The sequence below is a fragment of the Methylococcus capsulatus str. Texas = ATCC 19069 genome (assembly GCF_000424685.1).
Lineage (GTDB): Bacteria > Pseudomonadota > Gammaproteobacteria > Methylococcales > Methylococcaceae > Methylococcus > Methylococcus capsulatus.
Window position 1 is genome coordinate 38,473 of record NZ_AUKJ01000022.1, and the last position, 26,342, is coordinate 64,814.

Consider the following 26,342-nt stretch of genomic DNA (forward strand, 5'->3'; position numbering starts at 1 on the left):
CGCAAAGAACAACCGCCCGGAGGCCGCGAAAGCTTCCTGCGCTTCTCGCTTTCGACGAGGGTCCATCGAAGGGGCTCCTGCCCCTCCATGGACGAGCCGCTTCCTTGCGGCTCCCCTTCGGGCTGTCCTCGCCGAAAGCTGCGATGCTCGGCGCGGCCTAACGGGATAGCTCAAAAAGGAGGCACGTTTTGATCACGCGAAAAATACGCCTGCGGACCCGCATCGACCGCCTGTTGTCCGTCTGGTTCTATTTTTCGATGCGCCACGCCGTGGCGGTGATCGCCTTTTCGATCCTCGCCGCCATAGCCGCGGTAAACTACACGATCCACAACCTCCGCATCAACACCTATCCCGGCAATGTGCTGTCGGACGAACTGCCGTGGCGTCAGGACAAACTGGCCTACGAAAGGGCCTTCCCGCAGTTCCGCGATTCCATCGTCATCGTCCTCGACGCTCCGACGCCGGACCAGGCGCGGGATGCGGCGGCCAGGCTCTATCACCGGCTGCGCGAGGATTCCGCCCAGTTCGAATGGGTGTTCTATCCACCGGAAAGCGGGTTCTTCCGCGAGAACGGCCTGCTGTTCGACGACGCCGCGGACCTGGAAAAAATGTCCGATCACCTGGCCAGGGTACAGCCATTCCTGGCGGAGGTGTCCACCGACCGGAGCCTCCGCGGGGTGTTCTCGCTCCTGGAGCGGGCCCTGCGCACCGGCGAGGACAAGGACATCGATTTCGCCGCCGTGTTCGGCCGCCTCGCCGCGGCGCTCCGCGGCTATCTGGACGGCTCCGGAACGCCCCTGTCCTGGATCGAACTGATGGCCGGCGAGGACGCCAAGCCCGCCGACAGGCGCGTGCTGCTGGAGGTCATGCCGCGGATCGAATACAGCTCGCTGGCGCCCGGCGAAAATCTCATGGCGGCGATCCGCCAGACCGGCAAGGAACTGCGCCTGGAAGAAAGCGGCGTCGCTATGCGGCTCACCGGTGCCGCCGCCCTGTCCGTGGACGAACTCAAGAGCGCCAGCATCGGCGCCCAGATGGCGAGCCTCGGTTCGTTCCTGGGGGTAAGCCTGGTCATGCTGATCGGGTTGCGGTCGCTGTGGCTGGTGCTGGCGGTGCAGATCGGCCTGGTGCTCGGACTGATCTTCACCGCTGCCTTCGCCGCCCTGGCGCTCGGCCAGCTCAATCTGATCTCGGTCGCCTTCTCCGTGATGTACATCGGCATCGGCGCCGATTACGCCATTTATCTGAGCCTGCGCTACCGCGAGCTGGCCTGCCGCTCGCACAACCATCGCAGCGCCCTGAAACGCGCCGTCCGCCACGTCGGCGGATCGCTGGAAATCGGCACCCTGACCACCGCCGTCGGCTTCTTCTGCTTCGTACCCACCAGCTACCGGGGGGTCGCCGAGCTGGGGATCATTTCCGGCGCCGGCATGTTCATCAGCCTGTTCGTGACACTCGCCATCCTCCCGGCTTTCCTCGGCCTCCGACGCCCTTCACGTTACCTCGGCCCCCATGCGGGGCATGAGGAACCGCCGCACTGGCAGCGGAGTCTCCTGACTTTTCCGCTGCGCCATTCGCGGGGCGTTCTGGTCGCCGCGGCCATCGTCGCCGCCCTCGCCTTCGTGCCACTGAAGTCGGCCCGCTTCGACCAGAACCCGCTCAACCTCCAGGACCCCTCCGCCGAATCGGTCCGGACCTTCCGCGAACTGCTGGCCGACGGCTCCAATTCACCCTGGTTCCTGGCGGCGCTGGCCAAGGATGGCGGAGAAGCGGCGGCCATGAAGCAGCGGCTGGAAAGGCTGCCGGTGGTGGACAAGGTTCTGACGCTCGAGGATTTCGTGCCGGAAGACCAGGACCAAAAACTGGACCTGATCGACCAGATGGCGCTGACCCTGGGGCCGCAGCCGGCATCGGGCGCCACCAAGCCGCGGCCCGCGCCCGACGAGGAGGCCGCGGCCGTGCGCCGGTTCCTGGCGACCCTCACGGCTCACCTCTCGGCCCACCCCGACGCCGCCGACGCGCCGGCCGGCTTCCGCCTCGCGGCGGAACAGGCCCGGCTGGCCGAACGCATCCAGTCCACACAGGGCGAGGCCCGAACCGAAACCGTGGCGCGGATATCCCAGATCCTGGTGGACGGGCTCGACGGCCAGTTGGACCGGCTGGCGGACGCCCTGAAGGCCCGCCGGGTCGATATCGGCGACCTGCCGGACGACTTCCGCTCCCGCTGGATCACCAAGGATGGCATACGGCGGGTCGAAATCCGGCCGAAAGAGGACCTGCACGACCCGCAAGCCATGCGCCGTTTCGTGGACCAGGTCCGGCAGGTGGTGCCGCATGCCACGGGGGTGCCGGTGCTGTTCCTGGAATCCGGCGACGCCGTGGTGACGGCCTTCCTGCAGGCTTTCGCCTACGCCATCGTGGCGATCACCGTGATCCTGTTCCTGACCATGGAGAAAAAGATCGACGTGGCGCTGGTCCTGCTCCCGCTGCTGCTGGCCTCCCTGCTGACGGGAGCGGCCATGGCGCTGGCGAGAATCCCCTTCAACTTCGCCAACATCATCGCCCTGCCGCTGGTGTTCGGCATGGGGGTGGACAACTGCATCCACATGGTCCACCGCTTCCGCACCGCGCCGCCGAAGGACGGCATCCTCCTGCACACCAGCACCGCCCTGGCCGTCGTGCTGAGCGCGCTCACCAACATCAGCGGCTTCGGCAACCTCGCGGTGTCGCCCCATCTCGGCATGGCCAGCATGGGGATCATGCTGAGCATCGGCATCCTCGCCACGCTCTTGTGCAGCATGATCGTGCTGCCGGCGTTGCTGGCGCAGACGGAGCATCTGGGCCGGTTGAAACGATTTCCTTGCGATCGACTCCATGGGGAGACTCCCGGCCCAGCATGAACCAGCGGCCGATCTGCCGAACAGGAGCAAAACATGCGCAAGATCCTCGTTCGGGCCGAATGGGACGACCAGGCGAAAATCTGGATAGCGACGTCCGACAACGCAGCAGGGCACGCCGGAAGCCGGGATCACGACGCACGGCTGGCGGCCAGCCCCTGATCCGAACCGGAACCCATCACACTGCTTTTTCTGCTGTTCCTTCTCTCCGAAAAAGCGCGCACCTCATCCGGACGCCGCTGGCGGACCGCCTTCGGCATCGCCCTACAGCCCGAAAAGCGCGGCGAGGCCGGGACAAATACCGGACCTCTGCCCGAAATCGTGCAGCACGCCGAACCCCTGGGCCGGGTCGATCCGGTACACCGTACCGATGTTGGAGCCGCCGCCGTTCCAGGCGGTGCCGTAGAGCGTGCCTTCGGGACCGAAGGCCGCAGCGGCGTAAGGACTCGAACCGTGCGCCATGTCGAAGTCGCGGCACACGGCCGCAACATCCGCATGGGCGACGCCCTGTGCTTCAACATGACACTGAACTACATCGTCGATCCCCGCCTCACCCTCTACGTCCGCGGCGAAAACATCACCAACAACCAGACCTCCGATACCTACATCCTCGGCGTCCCCGGCGCCGCGGTGTATGGAGGGATACGGGCGGGTCTGCCTTGACGGGGTTCGATTATTCCGCTTCGGGCCCCTGCCCGCTCGACATGACCGGCTTTCCAACGGCCCCGTCAGCTATGGCCATCCATCGCTTGAACCAGGGACTTCAATCGTCCCGCGATCTCTACCGGATGAGCCGGCGCCGGTGACAGGCGGCGTAACGCTTCCGGCAGGCGACCGAGCTGTTCCATCGCATGGGATCGAAGGGTCTGCAAAGGCGGGCTTGCTGCGAGTCGGCGGCCGTTGCGCATCACCGGGCGCAGCAGCGGTTCACCGGGCTGCGCGTCGTCGACCAACGTCAGGCTGTCCCGCTGCAATTTCCCCTCGGCGTCGTAATACCGGTAAACCTGTTTCCGGCCAGGCCAGGTCGCCTTGCCTTCCGAACGCTTGCGCCGGGGGATGCCTGCGTATTCCTGGAGTTTGTAGGCGCAGTCGAGATAGGGTGCGTCGGACGAGGTATCCATACGGGTGCCGATGCCGTAGCCGTCGATCGGCACGGCTTCCGCGGTGTGCGCGGCCAGGAGGTATTCGTCGAGGCTGCCGCTGGCGAAGATGCTGACCTGGCCGAGACCGCCGCGGTCGAGGATACGCCGGACCCGGCGGGCGTGCTCGGCCAGGTCGCCGCTGTCCAGACGCACGCCCTGGATGCGGATTCCTTTGGCAGCCAGGCGTTCGGCCAGGGGGATGAGCTTTTCCGCCGCGGCTTCGGTGTCGTAGGTGTCGATCAGCAGCACCAGGTTGTCCGGCTGGGCGAGGGCGAAATGCTCGAAGGCGGCGAGTTCGTCGTCGTGGGCCTGGATGAAGGAATGGGCCATGGTGCCGTACAGCGGGAAGTCCCAAAGCCGGCCGGCGAGTACGTCGGAAGTGCCAGCGAACCCGGCGAGGCAGGCGGCGCGGGACGCCAGGAGTCCCGCCTCGGCGCCGTGGGCGCGGCGCAGACCGAAATCCACCAGCAGTTTGCCCGGCGCGGCCAAGGTCATGCGCGCCGCCTTGGAGGCGATGAGGGTCTGGAAATGCAGCAGGTTGATGAGCCGGGTTTCGGCCAGCTGGGCCTCGGGAAGGGGCGCCGTCACCCGCAATATCGGCTCGCCGGGAAAGAACACCGTGCCTTCCGGCATGGCATCGACGTCGCCGCTGAAGCGCAGCGCGGCCAAGGCGTCGACGAAATCCGGCGTGAACCGTCCGCTGGCGCGCAGCCACTCGATCTCGTCGGGCCGGAACCGCATGCCTTCCAGGAAATCCAGGGCCTGTTCCAGCCCGGCCGCGACCAGGAAGTTGCGTTTGGGCTCGTCCCCACCGGGAAGCTTGCGGACGAAGAATTCGAACACCGCAGTCCCGTTCATGCGTTGGGCATGATAGCCCTGCAGCATCGTCAACTGATAGAGGTCGGTGAGCAGGACGCTGTCGATCGGCAGGCTCATTCGAAATCCTTGCAGTCGGCGAATTCCGCACCTTCCTCCCTCATCCGGGCCAACGCGCGGCGACCGTCTTCCGGCTCCGCGTCGACGGCGCGCACCGCGTCTTCGAGAACGACGACGTCGAAGCCCAGACGCCGGGCATCGAGCACGGTACGCAACACGCAATAGTCGGTCGCCAGGCCCCCGATGAACAACCGGCGAACGCCGATTTCCTGCAGAAGGTAGGCCAGATCCGTGCCTTCGAAACTGGAGTAGGCTTCCCTGTCCGGCCACGTCGCCTGGGACACGACGGGAACGTCCTCGGGTAGCGCGAGACCGGGCGCGAACTCCGCTCCCGCGCTGCCGGCCACGCAGTGCGGCGGCCAGGGTCCGCCCTGGGCATGGAACGAGCAATGGTCCGGCGGATGCCAGTCGCGCGTGGCGATGATGGGCAACCCTTCCTGGACGAAGCGTGCGATGTGCCGATTCAGGACCGGAATCACCTCGTCCCCACCGGGGACGGCAAGACTGCCGCCCGGCAGAAAGTCGTTCTGCACGTGGACCACGATCAAGGCATCACCCGGCGAAAGACGGTAGGCGTAAGTCTTGGTGTTCATTTCAGCCACTCCTTCACGATGACGAGATGATACGCCGGAGCGAAAGCGGACGGATTGAGTTTTCCGACGTCCGCCCCTATAAATGCCGCATCCTTGAAATGCAGGAAGGAAAACGCCGTGCCGAGATACGATTATTTTTGTGAAGCGAACGACAGTGTCGTGGAAGTCAGTCATCCGATGAACGATCGCCTGACGACCTGGGGAGAAGTGTGCGAGCGCGCCGGGCTGGCCGTGGGCGATACCCCGCTCGATACCCCGGTCAGGAAACTGATCACCGGCGGCGGCATCGTCCGCTCCGGTGCCCTCAAGAACCCGGAAGCGCCTCCCTGCCAGAGCGGCGCGCCCTGCTGTGGCGCCGGAGCCTGCGGACTCGACTGACGGGCGGAGAAGGACTTTTAGGGCGCGGTCCGGTTGGCCCGCGCCTCGTCTTCGAACTTCTGCCGGTATTTCAGGATTTCGTCGACGATCTGTTCCGCGGTCTTTTCGATGTCTTTACCGGTCGCATTCTTCTCCATCACGAACTTGGCGGCGGCGACATAGGGATTCATGGTCACCACCGCGCCCGGCATCTTGCTCGGGTCCTTCACCGTGCCGAACATGATGAAGGGCTGGCGCGGGTCCTTGCCGGCGAGATCGCTCACGCCGACCTGCACGTCCATGGAAGTCGCCCCGGCTCCGAAACCGATTACCGCGCGCTTGAGCCGGCTGCCTTCATCGACCTCGGTGAACATGCCCTGCACCAGCCAGCCGTCGCGCGGCAAGGCCCCGGTCGTGGAAGCGATGCGTCGCGCCGGAACGCCCTTGTCCGACAGGCTCTTCACCAGCGCGGCGGCCATGGCGTCGACGATTTCACGGGCCCGGTCGCCGGGACTTCCTGCACCCAAGGTACCCCTCAAGCGCTGGCCGAGCCCGCCCAGCAGGCCCGGGCGCTGGGATTGGGACTGCCCCGGCAGCAATCCCTTGACGCCGGGATCGCTCTGGATGTTTTCGGCATCCAGCGTGAAATCGGCGACATATACCGTCCTCGGCCCTTCGCCGGGCCTGACCGCGCCGAGCTGTTCGTTGCGGACATCTACACCGCCCAGAAGCTTACGGCTGCGATCCGCTCCGCAACCGCCGACCGCTACACTCAAACAAACCAGAGCCATAAGGGAAATACGGCGCACCATTTACTCTCCTCAAGATTTCAAAAAGCCGAGAAATTCGGGCATCCTCCGGCCGATGATGACGCCCGCCGGACTCGACCCACCACAGCTCCCGCGTTCAGTCGCACTCCCACAGATCCAGCGCTACCCGGTCGTGCCGCTGCGGATCGTATTTGACCGGAACCGTGCGGCCCGGCTGGATCAAGGGTACCTCCAGGCGGGGGATGAGTGCCTCGGTTTTCGCCTCGAACGGCGGACCTCGGTCCGGCTGGACTTCCAGCACGAATTCGGCCACCGGATTCTGGTTGATGGTGATGCCGGTATCCGCGAGGCCGACGATCCGGGCGGTTGCGGGACTGCCGTCGCGCAGAATCTCGCAGGACTCGCTGCGCCCGCTGAACCGGTCGACGATCGTCGTGCAACCCGCAACCGATGCGACCAGGGACGACAGCAACCCCCGCCGAAGCGAGGCCGGTATTTTCATCACGTTCGGACTTGCACGAAACAGGCGAGGAAGTCAGGCCCGGTCCGGATCAAAAAAACCAATGGTGCGGACCAGGCCGGGATAGGCGGGAGGATGCTTTCTCGACGGCCGCTCTATTGCGGACCTTCTTCAAGGACATTGAGGACGAACCGCTCCAGAGTGATGGCGTTGGCGGAAGCCGTGGAATCCTGTGTGACCGCCTCCGGCCCTTCCGCCCGCGTGGCCGCCAGCAGCAGCGGGGTTGCGACGTAGGTGCCGGCAGCTCTCAGATTCATGCTGGTCCCGGAGAGAGAAATGATCAGGCCCAAATCGTAGGCACCCTTGAGGTTGCCGTTGTCCAGGACCTTACCCGCAAATGAATTGCGGGTGACCGTCACGCCGCCGCCGCGCTGTTGCACCGCGGCGATCAGCTCCCGGAAATCGATGTCGACCTGGAACCTGGACGAGGTCAGCATCGACCAGACGCCGTGCAGCTGAATGGGCTTACCGCTGTCGAGCGGGTTGTTGATCGTCATCAGGAAGTTGTCCTGCCCGTTGACCGCCGGGGAGAACTGCATGGGCAAGCCGAGTTTGAGCAAGGCATTCAAAACGGCGACGTCCGGACTGGTAAGCGAGACCTTGGCGACATGCGGAGCGTTCAGTTTGATGGCCGTGGGACCGTGCGGCGTGTAGAGTCCGTTCGGCTCGGCGGCGCCGGCCGGCGGAGACATCGCCAATGAACCTGACAGTGCAAGGAAAACGACGAGGAACGGGATTTTCTTGAACACGGCTGCGTCTCCTGGGCTGAGGCTCATGATTCCGGCATTCGTGCATCCCTTGGCCGGTGTCGACCTTTCGCGTGAAACTGGAAATTCTCGTGTGGGTTACCTCTGGCCGCCCCGACTATAGACCCGGACGGGGGAACCCGCAACACACCGTGAGGCAATGGTCCTCGAGCGCTCAGCCGGGCAGATAATCCGGATCCAGCACCTCCACGAGATCGAAAGGCGGCTGAGCCGGGAAGGCTTCCAGGGTCAGCCCCGTTTCCATCATGGCGCTGAAGCGAGCGTTGTCATAGGTCTCGAGAAAACAGACATGGAGAGCGGGTTTCAGGCTCGGGTTGGCGTCGATCAGCTTGGCAAGGCGCCTGCGCTGGTCGAGGATGGCCGACTCCCATCGCTGGCCGTGCAACTCGGGCTGGTACCTCCATTTCAGCAGATGCGTCAGCAGTACCTCGAGGCGTCGGGTCAGTTGCAGTCGCGCACTGCGGCCCATGGCCTCGATCTCCTCGCACAGATGCTCGGTATCCAGTTCGGAGAACCGACCCGCTTTCAGCAGTTCGGATTGTTGCTGAGTCCAGCCGAAAAAATCACGTTCGTAGAGACTGGCGTTCACACGATGACCCTCGTCGTCAGGAGCGCGGGACGGAAATTACCGCCCCGCGGATTGCCGCTCATCCCCTCAGGTGCGCTAGGACTTCGTCCAGCATCTTCTTGGCATCGCCGAACAGCATCCGGTTGTTCTCCTTGTAGAACAGCGGGTTGTCGACGCCGGCATAGCCGGATGCCATGGAGCGCTTCATAACGATGGAAGTACCCGCCTTCCAGACCTCCAGCACCGGCATGCCGGCGATGGGGCTGTTGGGATCCTCCTGGGCAGCGGGATTGACGATGTCATTGGCGCCAATGACCATCGCCACATCGGTGTCCGGAAAATCCTCGTTGATCTCGTCCATTTCCAACACGATGTCGTAAGGCACCTTGGCTTCGGCCAGTAGCACGTTCATGTGTCCGGGCATGCGGCCCGCCACCGGATGGATGGCGAAACGCACATTGACGCCCTTGTCCCGCAGATATTTGGTGATTTCATACACGGTATGCTGGGCCTGCGCCACCGCCATGCCATAGCCGGGCACCAGGATCACACTGCGGGCGCTGCGCAACAGCTCCGCGGTTTCCTCGGCACTGATCGGCTGCACCTCGCCCTCCGGCCGGATACCTGGGCCGGCGGTGCCACCCTCGGTGCCGAACCCCCCCGCGATGACCGAGAGGAAGTGGCGATTCATGGCGCGGCACATGATGTAGGACAGAATCGCACCGGACGAGCCCACCAGCGCCCCGGTAACGATCAGGAGATCGTTCGACAGCATGAAACCCGTGGCCGAAGCGGCCCAGCCCGAATAGCTGTTGAGCATGGATACCACCACGGGCATGTCGGCGCCACCGATCGCCATGACCATGTGGATGCCGAACAGCAGCGCGATCCCGGTCATGATGCTCAGAGGCACGATGCCGGTCGCAGTCGAATCGGCGTCGAGAAACTGTTTGCCGACCACGATGACAGCGATCAACAGCCCCAGGTTGAGCCAGTGGCGTCCCGGCAGCAGGACGGGTCTGCCGGTGATCTTGCCGGACAGCTTGCCGAAGGCGATGACCGATCCGGAAAAGGTCACGGCGCCGATCAGAATCCCGATGTAGATTTCCGTTTCGTGGATGGTCTTCTCAACGCCGCTGAAGTGCGCGCTCGGGTCGAAGTAGTTGGCGAAACCGACCAAGGCTGCCGCGAGGCCGACCAGGCTGTGCATGAGCGCGACCAGTTCCGGCATCTCGGTCATTTTGACCTTGATCGCGGCATATACGCCGACACTGCCGCCGACCAGCATGGCAATCAGGATCGGCACGTAGCTGGTGACTTTCGGCTCCAGCAAGGTCGCCAGGATGGCGATGGCCATGCCTGCGATGCCGTAGAAATTCCCCCGCCTCGCCGTTTCCGGATGGCTCAGCCCGCCCAGACTGAGGATGAACAGGATGGTCGCGCCGATGTACGCGACCGTAACCAAACCTTCAGACATGATCCTCTCCCGTCCTTGCTATCTTCTGAACATGCGTAGCATGCGCTGGGTCACCCAGAATCCACCCGCCATGTTGACCGCCGTCAGAGCGATGGCCAGCCCGGCCAGCGTCATGATCAGCGTGCCGGGCGAGGAAATCTGGATCAGTGCGCCGATCGCGATGATGCTGGAGATGGCGTTGGTGACGCTCATCAGGGGGGTGTGCAATGCCGGCGTCACGTTCCAGATCACCATATAGCCGACGAAGCAGGCGAGCACGAACACGGTGAAATGTTCGATGAAGGCGGCAGGGGCATTGGCCCCGATCAGGTAGAAGATCGATGCGCCGATGGCGATACCCAGGCCGGTTCTGGCCCAGGCCGGCAGTAGCGGCTTCTTTTCCACCACGACGGGTGGCGCGGCCGTAGCCATCTGAGGTGGAGCCGCGCTGAGCTTGGGCGGCGGGGGCGGCCAGGTGATGGTCCCATCCTTGATCACCGTCGCCCCACGGATCACTTCGTCGTCCATGTCCACCACGATGGTACCGTCCTTCTGTGGGCACAGCTCTTCGAGCAGACGCTGCAGGTTGGTGGCGTAGAGCGTACTGGACTGCCGCGCCAAGCGGCTGGGCAGGTCGGTGTAACCGATGATGGTGACATCGTGGCGCACCACGACCTCGCCGGGGACGGTCAGCTCGCAGTTGCCCCCCTGTTCGGCCGCCATGTCGACGATCACGCTGCCCGGTTTCATCGACTTGACCATACCCGCGGTGATCAGCGTGGGTGCGGGCTTGCCGGGAATGAGAGCGGTGGTGATGATGACATCGACATCCATGGCCTGGCGGGCGATCATCTCGGCCTGGGCCTTCTGATAACCTTCACTCATCACCTTGGCGTAACCGCCGACGCCGGTACCCTCCTCCTGGTATTCCACTTCCACGAACTCGGCGCCCATGGACTTGACCTGGTCCTTCACTTCCGGCCGGGTGTCGTTCGCCCGGACGATGGCGCCCAGACCGCTGGCGGCCCCGATCGCGGCCAGCCCTGCCACACCGGCGCCGATGACGAAGACCTTGGCCGGCGGCACCTTACCGGCCGCCGTCACCTGGCCGCAAAAAAAACGGCCGAAATGATGGGCCGCTTCGATCACTGCACGGTAGCCGGCGATGTTCGCCATGGAGCTCAGGGCGTCGAGTTTCTGCGCCCTGGATATCCGCGGAACACTGTCCATGGCCAGCACGGTCCCGCCGGTGGCGGCCAGCCTGTCCATCAGCTCCGGGTTCTGGGCCGGCCAGATGAAACTGATCAGGCAGCCGCCTTCCCGCATCAGTTCGATTTCGGCAAACGAAGGCGCGCGTACCTTGAGTACGATATCGGACCCCGCCCAGAGCTCGGCGGCGTTTTCGACCACGGCGACGCCCGCTTCCCGGAAGGCGTCGTCGGAGAAATTCGCCGCGTCCCCGGCACCCGACTCGACCGCGACCTCGAATCCAAGCTTCATTATTTTCTCGGCCACCTCCGGTGTGGTCGCTACCCGGCGCTCCCCGGGGAATATCTCCTTCGGTATTCCAATTCGCATGCAGCCACTCCTTATCCCTGTTCTGGTTGGAAGATGGGCCTCGCATGAAAGCCGCCCGCAAGCGGCGCGCCGTCACCCCGAGGAAACACCCCATCTCGTGAGTCTGGATTGACAAAAGCAAATCGGGCGCCGAGCGCCCGCCCTCTTAATACCGGCAAAGTGGAGCCGGGTCAACCTTTTTCCAGACAGAAAAACGGGAAGGATCAGCGGAAGCGGGGCAGACGCTCGGCCAGCCCCATGGCGTGGCGGGCCAGCAGGTGCTTGGCCGGCGGCAGGCAATCGAGCGTGAGCAATCCGATGTTGCGCATGAGCGCGAGCGGCGGGAAATCGCTGGAAAACAGCCGGATCAGACTGTCGGTGAAGGCGACGGTGCTGCCCAGATCACGCTGACGAGCCTCGGCATAGCTGTGGAGGAAAGCCGGGTCGCCGATGTCCTCGCCGAACCCCTGTTTCACGATCAGACGTTCGGCGAGCCGGGCGGCATCGCGCAAGCCCAAGTTGAAGCCCTGTCCCGCCACCGGATGGAGCTGATGCATGGCATTGCCGATCAGCACCACCCGGTCGTCGGCCATGCGGCCGCCACGGATCAGCCTGAGCGGAAAACTCTGACGCGGACCGACCGGACCCAGCGTCCCCAGCCAGTAGCCGAAAGCATCCTGCAGGCGGGCCAGAAATTCTCCTTCGGGCACGGCGCGCAGTTCCTCGGCGTCGGACGGCGCCAGCGTCCATACCACCGAGCAACGCCGCCGCCCGAGCGGCAGCACGGCCAGCGGACCCGACGAGGTGAAGCGCTCGTAAGCGACGTTGCGGTGTTCGAGTTCGCAGGAGACCTCGAACACCAAGGCCGTCTGTCCGTATTCGCGCACGATCTGGGGAATTTCCAGCAAGCGGCGGACCGTGGAGTCGCTGCCGTCGGCGCCGACGACGAGACGGGCGGACAGCGTCAGCGCCTCTTCGCCGCGCCTCAGGCTGACGTGGACCGAGTCCGGCCCAGCCCGCAGCCCGATCAGACGGGCGGGCTGGATCAGCTCGACCGATCCCGCATGCAGGGCGCCAATGACGGCATCCTCGACGTCCCGCGCCGTGGCCACATACCCCAAGGCGGCGACGCCCTCGCGTTCGGCACTGAGCCGGGTCTTGCCGAAATGGCCTCGGTCCGAGACATGGATGTGGCGGATCGGTGTGGCTTTCGGCTCGACCGCGGCCCAAACGCCCAGCGTCTCCAGGATACGGGCGGTGCCACGGGCCAGTGCCAGCGCGCGCGCGCCGGCGGGAGCCGCCTGGCGCTCGGCCTCCGTACTGCTCTCCACCACGGCCACCTTGAGCGGTGAACCGGCCAAAGCCAAAGCGAGGCAGCCACCGGCCAGTCCGCCGCCGATGATGAGGACGTCGTAATCGAAATTCGTCATGACCGCATCAGCGCTTCGATCTCGGCGACCGTCTTGGGCACGCCGGAAGTCAGTATCTCACAACCCGCTTCGGTCACCAGGACATCGTCCTCGATGCGGATGCCGATGCCCCGGAACCGCGGATCAGCCTCCTTGCAATCCTCCGGCACATAGAGCCCCGGCTCGACGGTGAGCACCATCCCTGGCTCCAGCCTGCGCCAGTGGCCGCCGGCCTTGTAGTCGCCCACGTCGTGGACGTCCATTCCCAGCCAGTGGCCGGTGCGGTGCATGTAGAACTTTTTGTAGGCCTCGCTCTTGATGAGCCTGGCCGGCTTGCCTTCGAGCAACCCCAGGTCGACGAGCCCTTTCGTCAACACTCGCACCGCGGCATCGTGGGGATCGTTCCAGCGCCTGCCTGGCCTGACTTCTGCTATCGCCGCCAGCTGCGCTTCCAGCACCAGTTGGTACAGGGCGCGCTGGGCTTCGCTGAAGTGACCGTTGACCGGGAAGGTGCGGGTGATGTCGGCGGCGTAATGGTCGTGCTCGGCGCCGGCGTCGATCAGCAGCAGATCGCCATCGCGCAGCACCGCGTCGTTGGCGGTGTAGTGCAGCGTGCAGGCATTGTTGCCGCCGGCGACGATGCAGGGATAGGCGGGTGAGCGCATGCCGTGGCGGGTGAATTCGTGCAGGATTTCCGCCTCGATCTCGTATTCGTACATGCCGGGGCGGCAAACCCGCATGGCCCGTTTGTGTGCCTCGGCGGACACTTCGGCGGCCCGCCGCATCAGGGCAATCTCATGCTCAGACTTGAACAGCCGCTGCTCGTGCAGGAGCTTGTCGAGGGAGACGAACCGTTCCGGCACGCCGACGCCGCTGCGCGCCCGGCTGCGGATGTTGTTGATCGCCCGCATCACCTGGGCGTCGAATTCGGACTGACGCCCGATGGGGTAATACACGGTTTCGTGGTTTTCCAAAAGGCCGGGCAGCAGCGCATCGAGCTCGGTGATCGGATAGGCCTCATCCGCCCCGAACACCGCGCGGGCACCCTCCAGCCCGGCGCTGCGCCCCACCCAGACGGCCGTCTTGGCGTCGAATTCACGGCAGAACAGCACGAACTCGCCCTCTTTCCGGCCGGGAATGAACACCGCCAGCGATTCGGGCTCGGCGAAGCCGGTGAGGTAAGCGAAGTCGCTGTCCTGACGGTAGGGAAACTCCACGTCACGGTTGCGCACCACGGCGGGCGCGCCGGCGATCAGGGCGACGCTCCGCTTCTTCATGCGATCGAGCAGACGCTGGCGCCGCTGCTGGAATTCGGACAGAGGCAACACGGGCTGTTCAGTGGAGTTGGGGAGAGGCATTCTGCTCGAACTCGCTGCGGACGAGTTGAACCCCCGCGCGGACGAATTCGGTCAGCTCCGCATAGGCCTCCTCGTCGGTTTCATCCGCGTGTTCGGCGTCGAGACGGGAAAGCTGGAGGATGTCGTCGAGCACCTCGCGGCACTCGCCGGGCCAGTCGCTGCCGCCGAGCTTATAGCCCAGACCGTACAGGAATCCCTGGCACCATTCCCCCAATGCGCGGGCGCGGTCGGTCATCGGATGGTCATCGTCCGGCAGGTACAGTTCGAAGCTGAAGTCGAAAGCATCCAGTTGCTCGCGCGTCCGCTTGCAGAGGGTTTCGCAAGACGCCCGCTCGTCCGGAGCCAGTCCCGCCTTGTCTTCACCGAACACGGCGTTCAGCCACTGCCCGCAATCGAGCCGGCCGTCGACGCACAAAAGGCCCGCCAGCGTGCCGTGGGCTTCGGCGGCACTGGCAGGAACGTGATGATTGAGGAATATCGCCTGGATTTCCTCATAGGAAGGACTCTCGTGCATGGAGATGACTTGTCGAACTTGCGGATGTTTCATTATGCTACCACCCCTTGGGACAAAGTCGGTACCCAAGCCCGGACGGCCATCCCGCAACCTTCAAGATTTCTCCCCAGCTCCAGGAAATACGCGCCATGAGCGAACATCGCCCCATCAAAGTGCAGCTTCTCGGCAAGGAATATCCCATCGGCTGCGCCGAAGATGAGCAGCACGATCTGCTGATCGCCGCCCGTTTCCTCGACGAGAGAATGCGCAAAATCCGAGAGACCGGCCGGGTGATCGGCACCGAACGCATCGCCATCATGGCGGCCTTGAATATTGCCCACGAACTGGTCCAGGCTCAGCAAGAAATCCGGCTGCTGAACCAGAGCCTCGCCAGTCAGCATGCCATGGGTTCACTCGGATCGGGCGGCGGCTGGAACGGCTGACCCCGGGAACATGGTTTTTCTAACGTGTCAAGTCTCTCACGTGCGCCATTGGTTCGGGTACAATGACCGCCAGTATTCCCTGTAACGCTCGAAGCATGCTGGGTTACTCTTTGAGCCTAATCTAAAACCCCGGGACTTCCGGGTGTTCGATGTGCGCAAGTCCGCTCCGAGCGGAAAGCCTGATTCGGCATCCTCTGGTCCCACCTGAACCGTTTGGTTCAAGGGCGAAAGCATGCTACGGCGCAAACGGGGAATACTCTTTGCCACCCGCCTTCCATGAACACGCTTGCCGATATCCGGACCCGCATCCGTGAGTGGCGACGTGCCCAGTCTCCTGCCCATGTCCGCCGCACCAGCCTCTTGATAGCCGGCCGTTGCATCGATGCGGGCTGGCTCGATGGCGCTGCCCGCATAGCAGCCTATTTACCCAATGACGGCGAGGTCGATACGACGGCGCTGTTCGAATACCTCCGCGAGCGCGGCCGCACCGCGTTCATCCCCCTTCTGCGGAAACACACGCTCTGGTTCGGTCCCTACGTTGGCCCGGCGGCATTGCGTCCCAATCGCTATGGCATCCCGGAACCCGCCATCGACGGCCGGATGATCACCGACGCCAGGGAGCTCGATCTCGTGTTCGTGCCCCTGGTGGCATTCGACCCGCGGGGTCATCGCCTCGGCATGGGCGGCGGTTACTATGACCGAACCTTCGCATTCCGGCTCGCAGAACCTGCGCGTGCCTCCCCTCGCCTGATCGGCCTCGCTTTCGAAGGCCAGAAGGTCGAACGGCTGGAGGCCCGACCCTGGGACGTCCCGCTCGATACCGCGGTTACCGAAGCGGGCATCTACCACTTCCCCGGCCGTGGGTCCGCTTCCCCGTGAGCCATGCTGGAAAATTGCCGGAAGGCGGAGTATTTTTGCCTTTGCGGCAGGCCGGTCGATCTTTGCCGGCCGCCATGGAGAGCCGTTTATGCCCACCCGCCAGAACATCCGCAACAGCTCCTTGCATGGCAGGACGGAACCCCTGGTCCATATCGTCGATGGTCAGCCGGCGGTGCGCGATGCGCTGAAAGTCCTGGTCGAATCCGAGGGCCTGCCGGCACGCTGCTTCGCCACAGGGAAGGACTTTCTGGATTACTGCACGCCCGATACCCATGGATGCATTCTGCTGGACCTGCGACTCCCGGAAATCTCTGGCCTGGAACTGCAGAAGACGCTGAGTAACAAAGGGATACGAACTCCAATCATTTTCATCACGGGCGAGGGTGATGTGCCGGCGCTGGTGGAAGCCTTCCGCAGCGGGGCCTTCGATTTCATCGAAAAACCCTTCGAAAATGCGAACTTCATGAGCCGGCTGCGGGAAGCCATCGCCCTGGACTTGAAGAGCCGGGAACACCGGCGCCGACAGGCGGAAGCCGCAGCGCAGTACGCCCGACTCAGCAAGCGGGAGAAGCAGGTGCTGCACTGCACCGTCAAGGGTTATTCATCCAAGGACACGGCGAAATCTCTCGCCATCAGCCACCGGACCGTCGAAATCTACCGTGCCAACGTGATGCGGAAAATGCAGGCTGAGACCCTGGCGGACTTGGTGCGAATCGCCCTTCTGCTCGAAACCGACTGAGCCTCAATCGGGTGTGGGGATCGATAACCTCTCCTGCATCGCCAACACCTCCTTCTCCGCCTCCAACCAGTCTTCCAGTGCACTGCCTCCGACGAAACCGCGCTTTTCGGCACGCAAATACGCCGCTTCCGCGATCAGCGCATGCAGCATGTCGGGATCGGGCGGCAGAGGCGCGATCTCCGGCTCGTCGCAGGAAACGGGTTTGATGGGTCGCGACAATACGGTTGCTGCCATGGTGTCTCACCTCTTCATCGGATCAGAAAAAAATTTCCTCCTCGTTTCCTCCTTGTCACAGCCTTCCGGCCAGATCTCCGGCCCCCCAGGGGCCCGGCTCCCCGATCAGCGCACGAGCGGCTTCCACCCGATCCCAGACGTTCCACAGTAGTACGCCGCGCACACGCCCCTGATCCAGGTAGTAGACCACCCCTTTGTGATAGGGCTCGGACCAATCTTCCACGGTCTCCAACCTCGAATCCAGTTCCCCTACCGCTTCGTAACCCAGATCGAACAAATCGGAATAAAAGTAGGGAAGATGCCGGTAGGGGCTTGCCTCCCCGGCCATGTTGCGCCCGGCCAGCCGCCCCATGGTACGGGCATTGTCCTCGTGCTCCACGTGCATCCGGCGCCCAAGCACCGGGCTGAAAAAAGACGCGGCATCGCCAGCGGCGTACACGTCGGGATGCCCGGCCTGCAGAAAGTCATTGACGACGATGCCCCCCTCTACCGGCAACCCGGCCGCTTCGGCAAGCCGAGTCTCCGGCTCGATACCGATGCCGGCGACGACGCCGTCTACCACGAGGACTTCTTCACCGGTCTCGCCGAGCGCGAGCCGGAGTCCGTCGCCCTCCCGAACCAGGCCAGTGACCGTGCGGCCGCTCAGCAGTTCGACGCCCTGGTCCCGGTAATAGCCATCGAGAAACCGGCACAGGTTTCCCGGAAATACCCGGGCACCGATGCATGCCTCCGGAAAGATCATCACGACGTCCTTGCCGATCGAGGCCAGGGCGGCGGCGATCTCCGACCCGATGAAGCCACCGCCGATGACGGCGAACTTCCGTCGCGTCTCGGTCAGCGTCCGCAGCCGGAAGTAATCGTCGACGGTACGGAAGTACAGGATGTCGTCGCCGCCAAACGGAAAACGACGCGGCCGTCCGCCCGTGGCCAGCAGCAGCTTCTCGAACCGGTAGTTCGTGCCTTCGTCATCGGTGACGGATTTTTCAGCCAAGTCGAGACGGGTCACGGTCCGCCCCAGGAAAGCGCTGATCCCGCAGGTCTCCGTGCCGTACCATATCTGGTCGAAGGATTTGCCCAGCCAGAGCCCCTTGGACAGGAGCGGGCGCTTATAGGGAAGGTGCGGTTCCGAGCCGATGAGGCCGATCGAGCCCTGCGCGTCGATCTCGCGAATACCCCGGATCGCTGCATCCGCCGTCATGCCGCCGCCGATGACCAGGTACTTGCAACTGTGCACGATCGCTCTCCTCACTCCACAGTCGAAAAAAAGTCAGAGCCACGGTGCAAAAAGTCCGTCCAGACGACCGGGCGAAGCCGGCGCACGGAGCCTCGGTATCCTGGCCCCATGACCTGCGCTATCGATGCGGCGGCCCGCATGAACGTCCCGCTCCGCCTCCCGCACGCCGACCGCTGCCACGTCTGCGATCGATCGGGTGATGTGCCGCGATCCCTCCCCCAGCGATACCGACGCACTGCCTTCCTTCGGCTCGAACGACAGGCGTCGCAACCGCACCTCGCGTACGACGCCCCCTTCCTCCGCGACAGGCGGCCACATCGTGATCCGCCGCCGGCGGCTTGTCTCCGGGGCTGGTCGTCACCCCCCTGTGCCGACGGCTGAGTTCCTCGCAGAATCCGACCCAATCGGCAGGAGCGACATGCCGGGTGTTCATTTCATCGACCGCCCAGAGACGTCAATCCACGCAGCGGACCTTCAGGGCGCTGACCTGGTCGTGCAAACCGTATTCACCGAGGTGATGCACCCTGTGTCCGGCGGTGAAAGTCGCAACCTGGCTGCGATAATTCTCGTCCTTGCCTCCCCAGCTCCGGATTTCCTGTTCATGGTAAACCGGGCCGGAGGGAACAGCGAAGTTTTCGCTCCCGTACACACTCACCTCCGCCCCCGGGCCGACTTCCAGACTTTCGATCGCATCGTTCCAGTCTGCACCCTCAAGGTTCTTCAGGCTCGCCATCTCCACTGGTCCGAACACCCGGACTTTGGTCCCCGTATAGTCCGGCCCCCTGTAAATGTCCACCCAGCAGCCGCCGGAACGGGGTGCCGCCTGGGCGGTGGAGCCCACCAGCAGCCACACGAACGCCACCAGCCCGACAGGCCCGACCGATGTCGCTTTCTTCATATGTCCTCCTTGCCGCCGGACAGCCGGCCGGCTCCGTCAGGGAAATGCCGGAATCGTCGGCTCGGTGCCCTCAAATTCGGCTTCCGGATGATGTTTTTGCACCCGTTGATGAATCTCTTCCACCCGCTCGCGCGGCACGTCCACCATCAGCAGGAGTTCGCCTTTTTCGACCGCGCTTTGATAATTCTTGAGCCGGGAATTCTCCACGTCCAGCCCTATCATGCCGGCCAGCCAGGAGCCGATGCCGGCTCCCGCCAAGGCGATGGCCAGCACCGCACCACCTCCGAGTACCATGCCGGTCGGCAGAGCGACCGCCACCAGACCCGCCATGGTGCCGGTGATGCCTCCGATGGCCAGACCGCGCTCCATCGCCGGAATGAAATCGCTCTTTTGAAACAGGGACGCCTCGGGAAGATCGCCCAATGGCGTTCCCACCTTGGCCAGGATATGAATGTGCCGCTCCTCGACCCGCGCCAGCAGCAGTTCGTCGACGATCGCATGGGCCAGCTCGATGGAAGGGACCAGGAAATAGATGCGCTTCATCGTCACTCTCGTCGGTCATGGGGTACGGGGGGTTGGTGAACGACCTCTTCCTGCGCCATGACCTCCTCGACGCCCGGCTTGCCTTCCACCGCCTTGGCGACATCGCGCTCCGCCGGCTCGAAACCGGGTCGCCTGCTTTTCGCTCTCGATTTCCACCTCGTTGAACATCACCGTGGCCGGCTTCGCCATGAGGTCGGGCGCAACCAGCGCCCGCAGGGCGTTGTCGCCGCGCTTCCGATGGGTGAGGGGGATACGGAATGCCCGCTCCGCATCACTCCCGCGGCGTTCCATGATGATATCGATGTGCGCCAGTTCGTTGCCTTCGCCGGCGAGGGCCTCGCCCCTCAGAACCCGATCGATCGCCAAACCGTTCATCTTCGGATTCTCCTGTATGTCTGCCGGGGGACGAACCACGGGTCCCACGAACGGCGGGGTCAGCCGTCCGTCCTCTTCGAGTCTTCTAATCCCGACACCATCGAGACGCCAATACGAACTGCTACCTAAGTAGATCTACGTAGACTATGGCGGCACTATGGGAATCCACTGACCCACCACGGCAAGCGCGGTATCATTGCCGCCTTTCTCACCTGCCGTGCAAACAGCCATGCCCTGGATCCATCTGATGATTGCGATAATCGGGGAGGTCGTGGGCACCTCGGCGCTGAAGTCCACGGAAGGCTTCAGCCGGTTCTGGCCTTCGGTGACCGTCATCGCGGCGTATGCGGTCGCCTTCTATTTCCTCTCGCTCACCGTCGACAAGATTCCGGTGGGTATCTCCTATGCGATCTGGTCGGCACTGGGCATCGTGCTGGTCTCGCTCATCGCCTGGATTCTCCACGGCCAGGCGCTGGACCGCCCCGCCATCGCCGGCATGGGACTCATCATCGCCGGCGTCCTGGTCTGCACGCTGTGGTCGAAGTCGGCCAGCCACGGATGAGCGCCGGCGAGCGGCGCACCGAAACCGCTGGCGTATTCGCGCACGGAGTCATTCCTTGGCGCCGGCGTCGCTCAGGAGCTTTGCGATCTCGGTGTGGCCCCGCGTGCGTGCGAACTGCAAGGCGTTGGATGTCGGCTTGGCGCCTCTTGCAAGCAACAGCTTGACCATTTCGAGCTGTCCCCGGCCCGCCGCCAGACCGATCGCCGCACCGCCCCCGGCGTTCACATCCATGCCCGCGTCGAGGAAGAGCTCGACGGCCGTCTTGTCGCCGACGCCGGCGGATTTGGCGAACTGCTGTTCGGAATACTCCACGCCCATCTGATGCAGCGCCGTCCTTGCCTGGGCCGGGTCGGCAGCTGCAAAGGATGTTGGAGCATGAGACACCGCCAGTGCCCCGGCGAACAGCATGAGGCCGAGAGAGGACTTGTCGTGGCGCGAACGGCCGATTGTCATGAGACGACTCCTTGAGTCAAAGGTCACATAAAACGCCCGGCGTGATTCCGCCGGAACTCCTTCTGCGCGGACGAAAGGCGCCCGGATGCTCAGCGCCGCAGCAGCAGGGTGCCGATGCCCTGGTCGGTGAACAGCTCCAGCAGCACGGCGTGGTCGATGCGGCCGTCGATGATGTGGGCGCTGTTGACACCGCCGCGCAGCGCATCCATCGCGCAGCGTACCTTGGGGATCATGCCGCCGCTGATGGTGCCGTCCTCGATGAGGGCATCGACCTCCTTGAGCGACAAGCCGGTCAGAAGCGCACCGTCCCGGCCCAGGATACCCTGGGTGTTGGTCAGCAGGATCAGCTTCTCGGCCTTGAGCACTTCGGCCATCTTGCCGGCGACCAGATCGGCATTGATGTTGTAGGAGCAGCCGTCCTCACCGACGCCGATCGGGGCGATCACCGGGATGAAGTCACCGTTGACCAGCATGTCCACCACCGCCGGATCGATGCTAGCGACTTCACCGACATGGCCGAGATCGATGATTTCCGGGGCGTCGGACAGGGGCTGGGACATGCGGATCTTGCGCGCCCGGATCAGATCACCGTCCTTCCCGCTCAAACCCACGGCGGCGCCGCCCTGACGGTTGATGAGGTTGACGATTTCCTTGTTGACCAAGCCGCCCAGCACCATCTCCACCACGTCCATGGTTTCGGCGTCGGTGACCCGCATGCCCTGCACGAATTCGCTGGTTTTCCCCAGACGCTGCAGCAGATTGCCGATCTGCGGCCCGCCGCCGTGCACGACCACCGGGTTGATCCCGACCAGTTTCAACAACACGACGTCGCGGGCGAAGCTGTTCTTCAGGTGATCGTCGATCATGGCATTGCCGCCGTATTTGACGACGATGGTCCTGCCCTTGAAGCGCCGGATGTAAGGCAGCGCTTCCGTCAGGACATGGGCGATCCGATTGGCGAAGGAGATTTCCAAGGGTTCCTGTTGTTTCATGGGTCGAACCAAGGCGTCGATGTGTCTAGAAAGGCAGCTCAAGACCGGGCCGCACCTTCAGCAGAAGCGCCCGGAAGCGCTGCTGGATGCGGGCCAGCCCTTCGGCGGTATCGGCTTCGAAGCGGATCACCAGGGAAGGCGTGGTATTGGAGGCGCGTACCAGCCCCCAACCGTCGGCGAAATCGACCCGCAGGCCGTCGATGTCCGTGATGCGACCATCATCGAAATCGGCCAGGGCACGCATTCTTTCGACGAAGGCGAGGTTCTCGCCCTCCTGCAACCGCACACCGAGTTCAGGCGTGTTGACGCTGTCCGGCAGTTCCGCGAACACTTCCGCGGTGGCGCGAGAATCGGCAGACAGGATTTCCACCATCCGGGCGCAGGCGTAGATGCCGTCGTCGAAGCCGTACCAGCGCTCCCTGAAGAAGAAGTGGCCGCTCATCTCCCCCGCCAGCAGAGCGCCGGTTTCCTTCATCTTGGCCTTGATCAGGGAATGGCCGGTCTTCCACATCAGCGGGCGGCCCCCGTGACGCAGGATGTAGCCCGCCAGATGACGGGTGCATTTGACGTCGTAGATGATGTCCGCGCCCGGCTCGCGGGACAGCACGTCGGCGGCGAACAGCATCATCTGCCGGTCCGGCCAGATGACGTTGCCGGCCGAGTCGACCACGCCGAGCCGGTCGCCGTCGCCGTCGAAGGCCACGCCCAGATCCGCGCCTTCCCGCTTGACCGTTTCGATCAGCGCCATCAGGTTCTCCGGCTTGCTCGGATCGGGATGGTGATGGGGAAAATTGCCGTCGACGGTGCAGAACAATTCGACCACTTCGCAATCCAGGGCCCGGAGGACCTGTGGCGCCACCACCGCCGCCACGCCGTTGCCGCAATCGACCACGACTTTGAACGGCCGGCCGAGCTGTACGTCGTCCACGATACGCCGTTGGTAATCGGACAGCAGATCCCGACGCTCGATCTCCCCCTCCCCGGTCCGGAAGTCCCCCGTGTCGATGCGCTGCCTCAGTCTCTGAATATCCTCGCCGGCCAGCGTCTGTCCTGCCAGCACGATCTTGAAGCCATTGTAATTCGCGGGATTGTGGCTGCCGGTCACCATCACACCGGAACGCCCCGCCAGCACATGGGTGCCGAAATAGAGAACCGGCGTGGGCGCCAGCCCCAGATCGGTGACCTGGCAGCCGGCCATCCGCAGCCCCTCCGCCAGCGCGGCGCCAAGCGCGGGGCTGCTCAACCGCCCGTCGCGGGCAACGACGACCTGCCGTTCGCCGCGGTCGAGCGCTTCGCTGCCGACGGCCCGGCCGATCGCTCGGGCCGCAGCCTCCGTCAAGGTGTCGCCGACGATGCCGCGAATGTCGTAGGCCCGGAACAGGGTGGGGGCGATGGATGGAACCGGCTGAATTTCCATGGGACTCTTCTCCTCGTTGTGATCATCGGTGAGCGCCGGACAGCGCAAAGGAACAGCTTCTGGCGCATCCGCCCGCACCCCGATTTCCGGCGGCCTACCCGGCACCCTCAGTCGCTCGAGCAGGTCCTGCATTTCCCGCAGCCGCGCACGGCCGGTGAGTCGGCTTGCCGACGCCCCCCCTTCAAGTCGAGCCGACACCAGCTCCATATCGTGCTGCATCGCCTTCCCCAGCACGGAAACCGCCCGGAGCAGCACCGCCAGAATCAGCAACAGCGCCGGTCCAGCGGCCGCGAAGGCCCACCACAACGGAGACTGGTCTGGCGGCGGACGCCAGTAAGCGATCCGCCAGCCGCGGCTGCCCAGCACCGATGCCTCTCCGTCTGGCGGTCCGGCCCGCCGGGCGCGGTCCCCCGTGAAAACCAGGGGAAGCTCGCCCTGCCTGAGCTCCAACGCGGCACCGAAGGGCATCGGAACCAAACGCATGGCATCGAGCAGGATGTCCGGCGACAAGCTGGCCAGCAACACCCCCTCCCCTTCGGCCAGCGGAATCGCGAGCGCAATGTGCACATTCGGACTGTTGGCGGCATGCATGGCCGGCACGGACTGGCCGAGCCGGGCATCGCGGACCGCCTCGAGGTCGGCATAGCCCATCGCCGGCGCGCGGCCGGTATCCAACAGCTCGCTGTGATTGGGTATCAGGCGTACCAACAGCGAACCCGGCAGAGAACCGGTGAGCCGCGCTTCCTCCGCCGCGATGGCCGCCGGATCGCCAGCCGCCAGTGCCTCGGTCAGCCGGGCATCGCCCGCCATGCCGCTCAGCGCGCGGAAGGACCAGCCCAGGCGGTCGCGCACATTGAAGGCCGCGGCATCCGCCGCCGCCGACATCGCCTGCCGGCTGGAGACTTCGATGCGGTGCCGCTCGACCGCCACCAGACCCGCTGCGGTCGCGGCGACCGTCAGCATCGACACCAGGCCGACCGCCCCAAGGAGTCTGCGGATGCTCAGCGAGGGCACGGCTAATGCCGGCCGGTATGGCCGAAGCCGCCCTCGGCCCGCCGGCTTTCGGCGAACGCTTCGACCTGCTCGAACGACACCTGGGCCACCGGCACGAACACCATCTGTGCGATCCGCTCACCCACGGCGATTTCGAAGGGTTCTGGCCCCCTGTTCCAGCAGGACACCAGCACCTGGCCCTGGTAGTCGGAATCGATCAGACCCACCAGGTTGCCCAGGACGATCCCGTGCTTGTGGCCGAGTCCGGAGCGCGGCAACAGTACCGCCGCCAAATCCGGGTCGCCGATGTGGATGGCGAAGCCGGTCGGGATCAGTCGGGTCTCGCCCGGCTGCAACACCAGGGGGGCATCGAGGCAAGCCCGGAGGTCGAGGCCGGCAGCACCCGGCGTGGCATAGTGGGGCAACGGGATTTCGTTGCCAAGGCGGGAATCAAGGATCCTGATCTGTATTTTCGGCATAGTAGCGATCGGCTATCAATCGAATCAGTCGGCGGGCGATCTCGGTCTTGCTGGCCAGCGGCAAATGGCACTCTCCGCCCCGCCAGCACACGAACAGGGCATTTTCATCCCGCTCGAACCCCCCCGGAGCCCCGCTACCGACTTCGTTGGCGGCCACCATATCGGCGCCTTTGGCTTCCAGCTTGGCGCGGGCGTAGGTCTCGACCTCGCCGGTCTCGGCGGCGAATCCCACGACAAAGGGTCTGTCCGCCAAGGCTGCGACGCTGCGGAGGATATCTGGCGTCCGGATCAGGGTCAGCTCCAGCTGCTCGCCGTGTTTCTTGATCTTGGTGTCGGCCACCCGACCCGGCGTGTAGTCCGCCACGGCGGCGGTGCCGATGTAGATGTCCGCCCCCCCGGTCCGGGCCATGACGGCCGCATGCATCTCGGCGGCGGTTTCCACCTGCACGGTTTCGACCCCGGCCGGCGCATCAAGTGCCACCGGCCCGCTGACCAGGGTGACTTCCGCGCCGGCGTTCCGCGCCGCAGCAGCCAGGGCGTAGCCCATTTTGCCGGAACTGCGGTTGCCGATGAAACGCACCGGGTCGATGGGCTCACGGGTCGGACCCGCGCTGATCAAGACCCGGATGCCTGAAAGCAGGCGCTCCGCCGCCAACGCCTCGGCAAGATCGAGGACGAGCCGGGCCGGCTCCCGCATCCGGCCCGGCCCCGTCTCACCGCAGGCCTGATCGCCTTCGTCGGGTCCCAACAGGACGGCACCCCTTCCCGCCAAGGCGGCGGCGTGAGAGCGGGTCGCCGGGTGCAGCCACATCGCGCGGTTCATCGCCGGCGCAAGAAACAGGGGTACTTCCGCGGCCAGACACAGGGTGGCCAGCAGATCGTCGGCCAGCCCCAGGCTGATCCGGGCCAGGAAATCCGCCGATGCCGGAGCGACCAGGATGGCGTCCGCCCAGCGGGACAACTGGATGTGCCCCATCGCCGCCTCGGCGCCGGGCACGAACATGTCGTACGCGACCGGATGACCGGAGAGGGCTTCGAACGTCAAAGGCTGGACGAACCGGCAGGCCGCCGGCGTCATCGCCACCCGCACCTCGGCCCCGGCCAGACGCAGCCGACGGCTGACCTCTGCGGCCTTATAGGCCGCAATGCCGCCGGTCACGCCGAGGAGAATGCGCTTGTGGTGGAGATCGGCCAAAGACGGAAATCTTGAGGAAGGGGCGGTTTGGGGCGACATTATGGCAAGTTTAATCCAGCCCTTCTATGCTTGAAACGACCCGA

General features: G+C 64.6%; 31 protein-coding genes and 1 other RNA gene. 9 read left to right on the top strand and 23 right to left on the bottom strand.

Annotated elements, in window-relative coordinates; all coding sequences use genetic code 11:
* Positions 1-188: 188 nt before the first annotated feature.
* Positions 189-2,900, top strand: a complete 2,712-nt coding sequence (locus tag H156_RS0110500; RefSeq protein ID WP_017365531.1) for an MMPL family transporter — start codon at positions 189-191, stop codon at positions 2,898-2,900.
* 33 nt (positions 2,901-2,933) lie between these two features.
* The gene (locus tag H156_RS16755) at positions 2,934-3,059 is read left to right on the top strand and encodes a DUF1902 domain-containing protein (RefSeq protein ID WP_017365532.1); all 126 of its coding nucleotides are present in this window, start codon (positions 2,934-2,936) and stop codon (positions 3,057-3,059) included.
* A 102-nt stretch (positions 3,060-3,161) separates the two neighbouring features.
* Here the strand turns inward: H156_RS16755 and H156_RS0110505 are convergent, their stop codons facing one another.
* Positions 3,162-3,359, bottom strand: coding sequence for a choice-of-anchor tandem repeat GloVer-containing protein (locus tag H156_RS0110505; RefSeq protein ID WP_017365533.1), 198 nt, complete (start codon positions 3,357-3,359; stop codon positions 3,162-3,164).
* Between H156_RS0110505 and H156_RS0110510 the strand changes: the two genes are divergently transcribed.
* Complete coding sequence (locus H156_RS0110510; protein WP_017365534.1) at positions 3,351-3,560, top strand: hypothetical protein; 210 nt, start codon at positions 3,351-3,353, stop codon at positions 3,558-3,560. The two genes, H156_RS0110505 and H156_RS0110510, sit on opposite strands and share 9 nt — an antisense overlap.
* Positions 3,561-3,625: 65 nt before the next feature.
* Here H156_RS0110510 and H156_RS0110515 read toward each other — a convergent pair whose 3' ends face one another.
* Both H156_RS0110515 and H156_RS0110520 read right to left on the bottom strand, forming a co-directional pair.
* Positions 3,626-4,975, bottom strand: a complete 1,350-nt coding sequence (locus H156_RS0110515; RefSeq protein ID WP_017365535.1) for a nicotinate phosphoribosyltransferase — start codon at positions 4,973-4,975, stop codon at positions 3,626-3,628.
* Positions 4,972-5,568, bottom strand: a complete 597-nt coding sequence (locus H156_RS0110520; protein WP_017365536.1) for a nicotinamidase — start codon at positions 5,566-5,568, stop codon at positions 4,972-4,974. The genes H156_RS0110515 and H156_RS0110520 overlap by 4 nt, the downstream gene beginning before the upstream one ends.
* Positions 5,569-5,685: 117 nt before the next feature.
* Between H156_RS0110520 and H156_RS0110525 the strand changes: the two genes are divergently transcribed.
* Positions 5,686-5,946, top strand: coding sequence for an FmdB family zinc ribbon protein (locus H156_RS0110525; RefSeq protein WP_010961965.1), 261 nt, complete (start codon positions 5,686-5,688; stop codon positions 5,944-5,946).
* A gap of 17 nt (positions 5,947-5,963) precedes the next feature.
* On the opposite strand, the gene H156_RS0110530 is transcribed toward H156_RS0110525, so the two are convergent.
* The 9 genes from H156_RS0110530 to H156_RS0110570 form a co-directional block, all read right to left on the bottom strand.
* Positions 5,964-6,737, bottom strand: coding sequence for a DUF4410 domain-containing protein (locus H156_RS0110530; RefSeq protein WP_010961966.1), 774 nt, complete (start codon positions 6,735-6,737; stop codon positions 5,964-5,966).
* Between the two features lie 94 nt (positions 6,738-6,831).
* Complete coding sequence (locus tag H156_RS0110535) at positions 6,832-7,197, bottom strand: hypothetical protein (protein WP_169570114.1); 366 nt, start codon at positions 7,195-7,197, stop codon at positions 6,832-6,834.
* A 113-nt stretch (positions 7,198-7,310) separates the two neighbouring features.
* Positions 7,311-7,964, bottom strand: coding sequence for a hypothetical protein (locus H156_RS0110540; RefSeq protein ID WP_017365539.1), 654 nt, complete (start codon positions 7,962-7,964; stop codon positions 7,311-7,313).
* Positions 7,965-8,136: 172 nt separating this feature from the next.
* On the bottom strand, positions 8,137-8,571 hold the full coding sequence (locus H156_RS0110545) for a DUF29 domain-containing protein (RefSeq protein ID WP_010961969.1): 435 nt from the start codon (positions 8,569-8,571) through the stop codon (positions 8,137-8,139).
* A gap of 58 nt (positions 8,572-8,629) precedes the next feature.
* A complete protein-coding gene (pntB, locus tag H156_RS0110550) occupies positions 8,630-10,027 on the bottom strand; it encodes a Re/Si-specific NAD(P)(+) transhydrogenase subunit beta (RefSeq protein ID WP_017365540.1) in 1,398 nt (465 codons plus the stop codon).
* 18 nt (positions 10,028-10,045) lie between these two features.
* A complete protein-coding gene (locus tag H156_RS0110555) occupies positions 10,046-11,584 on the bottom strand; it encodes a Re/Si-specific NAD(P)(+) transhydrogenase subunit alpha (RefSeq protein WP_017365541.1) in 1,539 nt (512 codons plus the stop codon).
* A 203-nt stretch (positions 11,585-11,787) separates the two neighbouring features.
* On the bottom strand, positions 11,788-12,993 hold the full coding sequence (ubiH, locus tag H156_RS0110560) for a 2-octaprenyl-6-methoxyphenyl hydroxylase (RefSeq protein WP_017365542.1): 1,206 nt from the start codon (positions 12,991-12,993) through the stop codon (positions 11,788-11,790).
* Entirely contained in the window at positions 12,990-14,330 is a 1,341-nt protein-coding gene (gene pepP / locus H156_RS0110565; RefSeq protein WP_017365543.1) for a Xaa-Pro aminopeptidase, read from the bottom strand. The genes ubiH and pepP overlap by 4 nt, the downstream gene beginning before the upstream one ends.
* Positions 14,308-14,844, bottom strand: coding sequence for a YecA/YgfB family protein (locus H156_RS0110570; protein ID WP_010961974.1), 537 nt, complete (start codon positions 14,842-14,844; stop codon positions 14,308-14,310). The genes pepP and H156_RS0110570 overlap by 23 nt, the downstream gene beginning before the upstream one ends.
* A 128-nt stretch (positions 14,845-14,972) precedes the next feature.
* Between H156_RS0110570 and H156_RS0110575 the strand changes: the two genes are divergently transcribed.
* From H156_RS0110575 to H156_RS0110585, 4 genes are all read left to right on the top strand, one after another.
* A complete protein-coding gene (locus H156_RS0110575; RefSeq protein WP_010961975.1) occupies positions 14,973-15,266 on the top strand; it encodes a cell division protein ZapA in 294 nt (97 codons plus the stop codon).
* Between the two features lie 73 nt (positions 15,267-15,339).
* Positions 15,340-15,523, top strand: a non-coding RNA gene (gene ssrS / locus H156_RS16760) — 6S RNA.
* Between the two features lie 19 nt (positions 15,524-15,542).
* On the top strand, positions 15,543-16,145 hold the full coding sequence (locus tag H156_RS0110580; protein WP_017365544.1) for a 5-formyltetrahydrofolate cyclo-ligase: 603 nt from the start codon (positions 15,543-15,545) through the stop codon (positions 16,143-16,145).
* 88 nt (positions 16,146-16,233) lie between these two features.
* On the top strand, positions 16,234-16,884 hold the full coding sequence (locus H156_RS0110585; protein WP_017365545.1) for a response regulator transcription factor: 651 nt from the start codon (positions 16,234-16,236) through the stop codon (positions 16,882-16,884).
* 3 nt (positions 16,885-16,887) lie between these two features.
* Here the strand turns inward: H156_RS0110585 and H156_RS16055 are convergent, their stop codons facing one another.
* From H156_RS16055 to H156_RS16065, 6 genes are all read right to left on the bottom strand, one after another.
* Complete coding sequence (locus H156_RS16055; RefSeq protein ID WP_017365546.1) at positions 16,888-17,118, bottom strand: DUF2934 domain-containing protein; 231 nt, start codon at positions 17,116-17,118, stop codon at positions 16,888-16,890.
* A 55-nt stretch (positions 17,119-17,173) separates the two neighbouring features.
* Positions 17,174-18,352: an NAD(P)/FAD-dependent oxidoreductase gene (locus H156_RS0110595; RefSeq protein WP_017365547.1), complete on the bottom strand. Its 1,179-nt coding sequence runs from the start codon at positions 18,350-18,352 to the stop codon at positions 17,174-17,176.
* 33 nt (positions 18,353-18,385) lie between these two features.
* On the bottom strand, positions 18,386-18,670 hold the full coding sequence (locus H156_RS17050; RefSeq protein ID WP_017365548.1) for a hypothetical protein: 285 nt from the start codon (positions 18,668-18,670) through the stop codon (positions 18,386-18,388).
* 136 nt (positions 18,671-18,806) lie between these two features.
* The gene (locus H156_RS16460; protein ID WP_017365549.1) at positions 18,807-19,250 is read right to left on the bottom strand and encodes a beta/gamma crystallin domain-containing protein; all 444 of its coding nucleotides are present in this window, start codon (positions 19,248-19,250) and stop codon (positions 18,807-18,809) included.
* Positions 19,251-19,286: 36 nt separating this feature from the next.
* The gene (locus H156_RS0110605) at positions 19,287-19,793 is read right to left on the bottom strand and encodes a hypothetical protein (protein WP_017365550.1); all 507 of its coding nucleotides are present in this window, start codon (positions 19,791-19,793) and stop codon (positions 19,287-19,289) included.
* A gap of 15 nt (positions 19,794-19,808) precedes the next feature.
* Positions 19,809-20,168 (bottom strand): formaldehyde-activating enzyme, encoded by a 360-nt coding sequence (locus H156_RS16065; RefSeq protein ID WP_050998195.1) that lies wholly within the window; start codon positions 20,166-20,168, stop codon positions 19,809-19,811.
* A gap of 229 nt (positions 20,169-20,397) precedes the next feature.
* On the opposite strand from H156_RS16065, the gene H156_RS0110615 reads away from it, so the two are divergent.
* Complete coding sequence (locus H156_RS0110615) at positions 20,398-20,730, top strand: SMR family transporter (protein WP_017365551.1); 333 nt, start codon at positions 20,398-20,400, stop codon at positions 20,728-20,730.
* A gap of 48 nt (positions 20,731-20,778) precedes the next feature.
* Here the strand turns inward: H156_RS0110615 and H156_RS0110620 are convergent, their stop codons facing one another.
* From H156_RS0110620 to coaBC, 5 genes are all read right to left on the bottom strand, one after another.
* A complete protein-coding gene (locus H156_RS0110620; RefSeq protein ID WP_017365552.1) occupies positions 20,779-21,183 on the bottom strand; it encodes an ankyrin repeat domain-containing protein in 405 nt (134 codons plus the stop codon).
* 89 nt (positions 21,184-21,272) lie between these two features.
* Positions 21,273-22,175: an acetylglutamate kinase gene (gene argB / locus H156_RS0110625; RefSeq protein WP_017365553.1), complete on the bottom strand. Its 903-nt coding sequence runs from the start codon at positions 22,173-22,175 to the stop codon at positions 21,273-21,275.
* Positions 22,176-22,200: 25 nt separating this feature from the next.
* Complete coding sequence (locus tag H156_RS17660) at positions 22,201-24,606, bottom strand: phosphomannomutase/phosphoglucomutase (RefSeq protein ID WP_017365554.1); 2,406 nt, start codon at positions 24,604-24,606, stop codon at positions 22,201-22,203.
* A 2-nt stretch (positions 24,607-24,608) separates the two neighbouring features.
* Entirely contained in the window at positions 24,609-25,064 is a 456-nt protein-coding gene (gene dut, locus H156_RS0110635; RefSeq protein ID WP_017365555.1) for a dUTP diphosphatase, read from the bottom strand.
* The gene (gene coaBC / locus H156_RS0110640) at positions 25,036-26,298 is read right to left on the bottom strand and encodes a bifunctional phosphopantothenoylcysteine decarboxylase/phosphopantothenate--cysteine ligase CoaBC (protein WP_017365556.1); all 1,263 of its coding nucleotides are present in this window, start codon (positions 26,296-26,298) and stop codon (positions 25,036-25,038) included. Before coaBC ends, dut begins: the two co-directional genes overlap by 29 nt.
* Between the last annotated feature and the right edge of the window lie 44 nt (positions 26,299-26,342).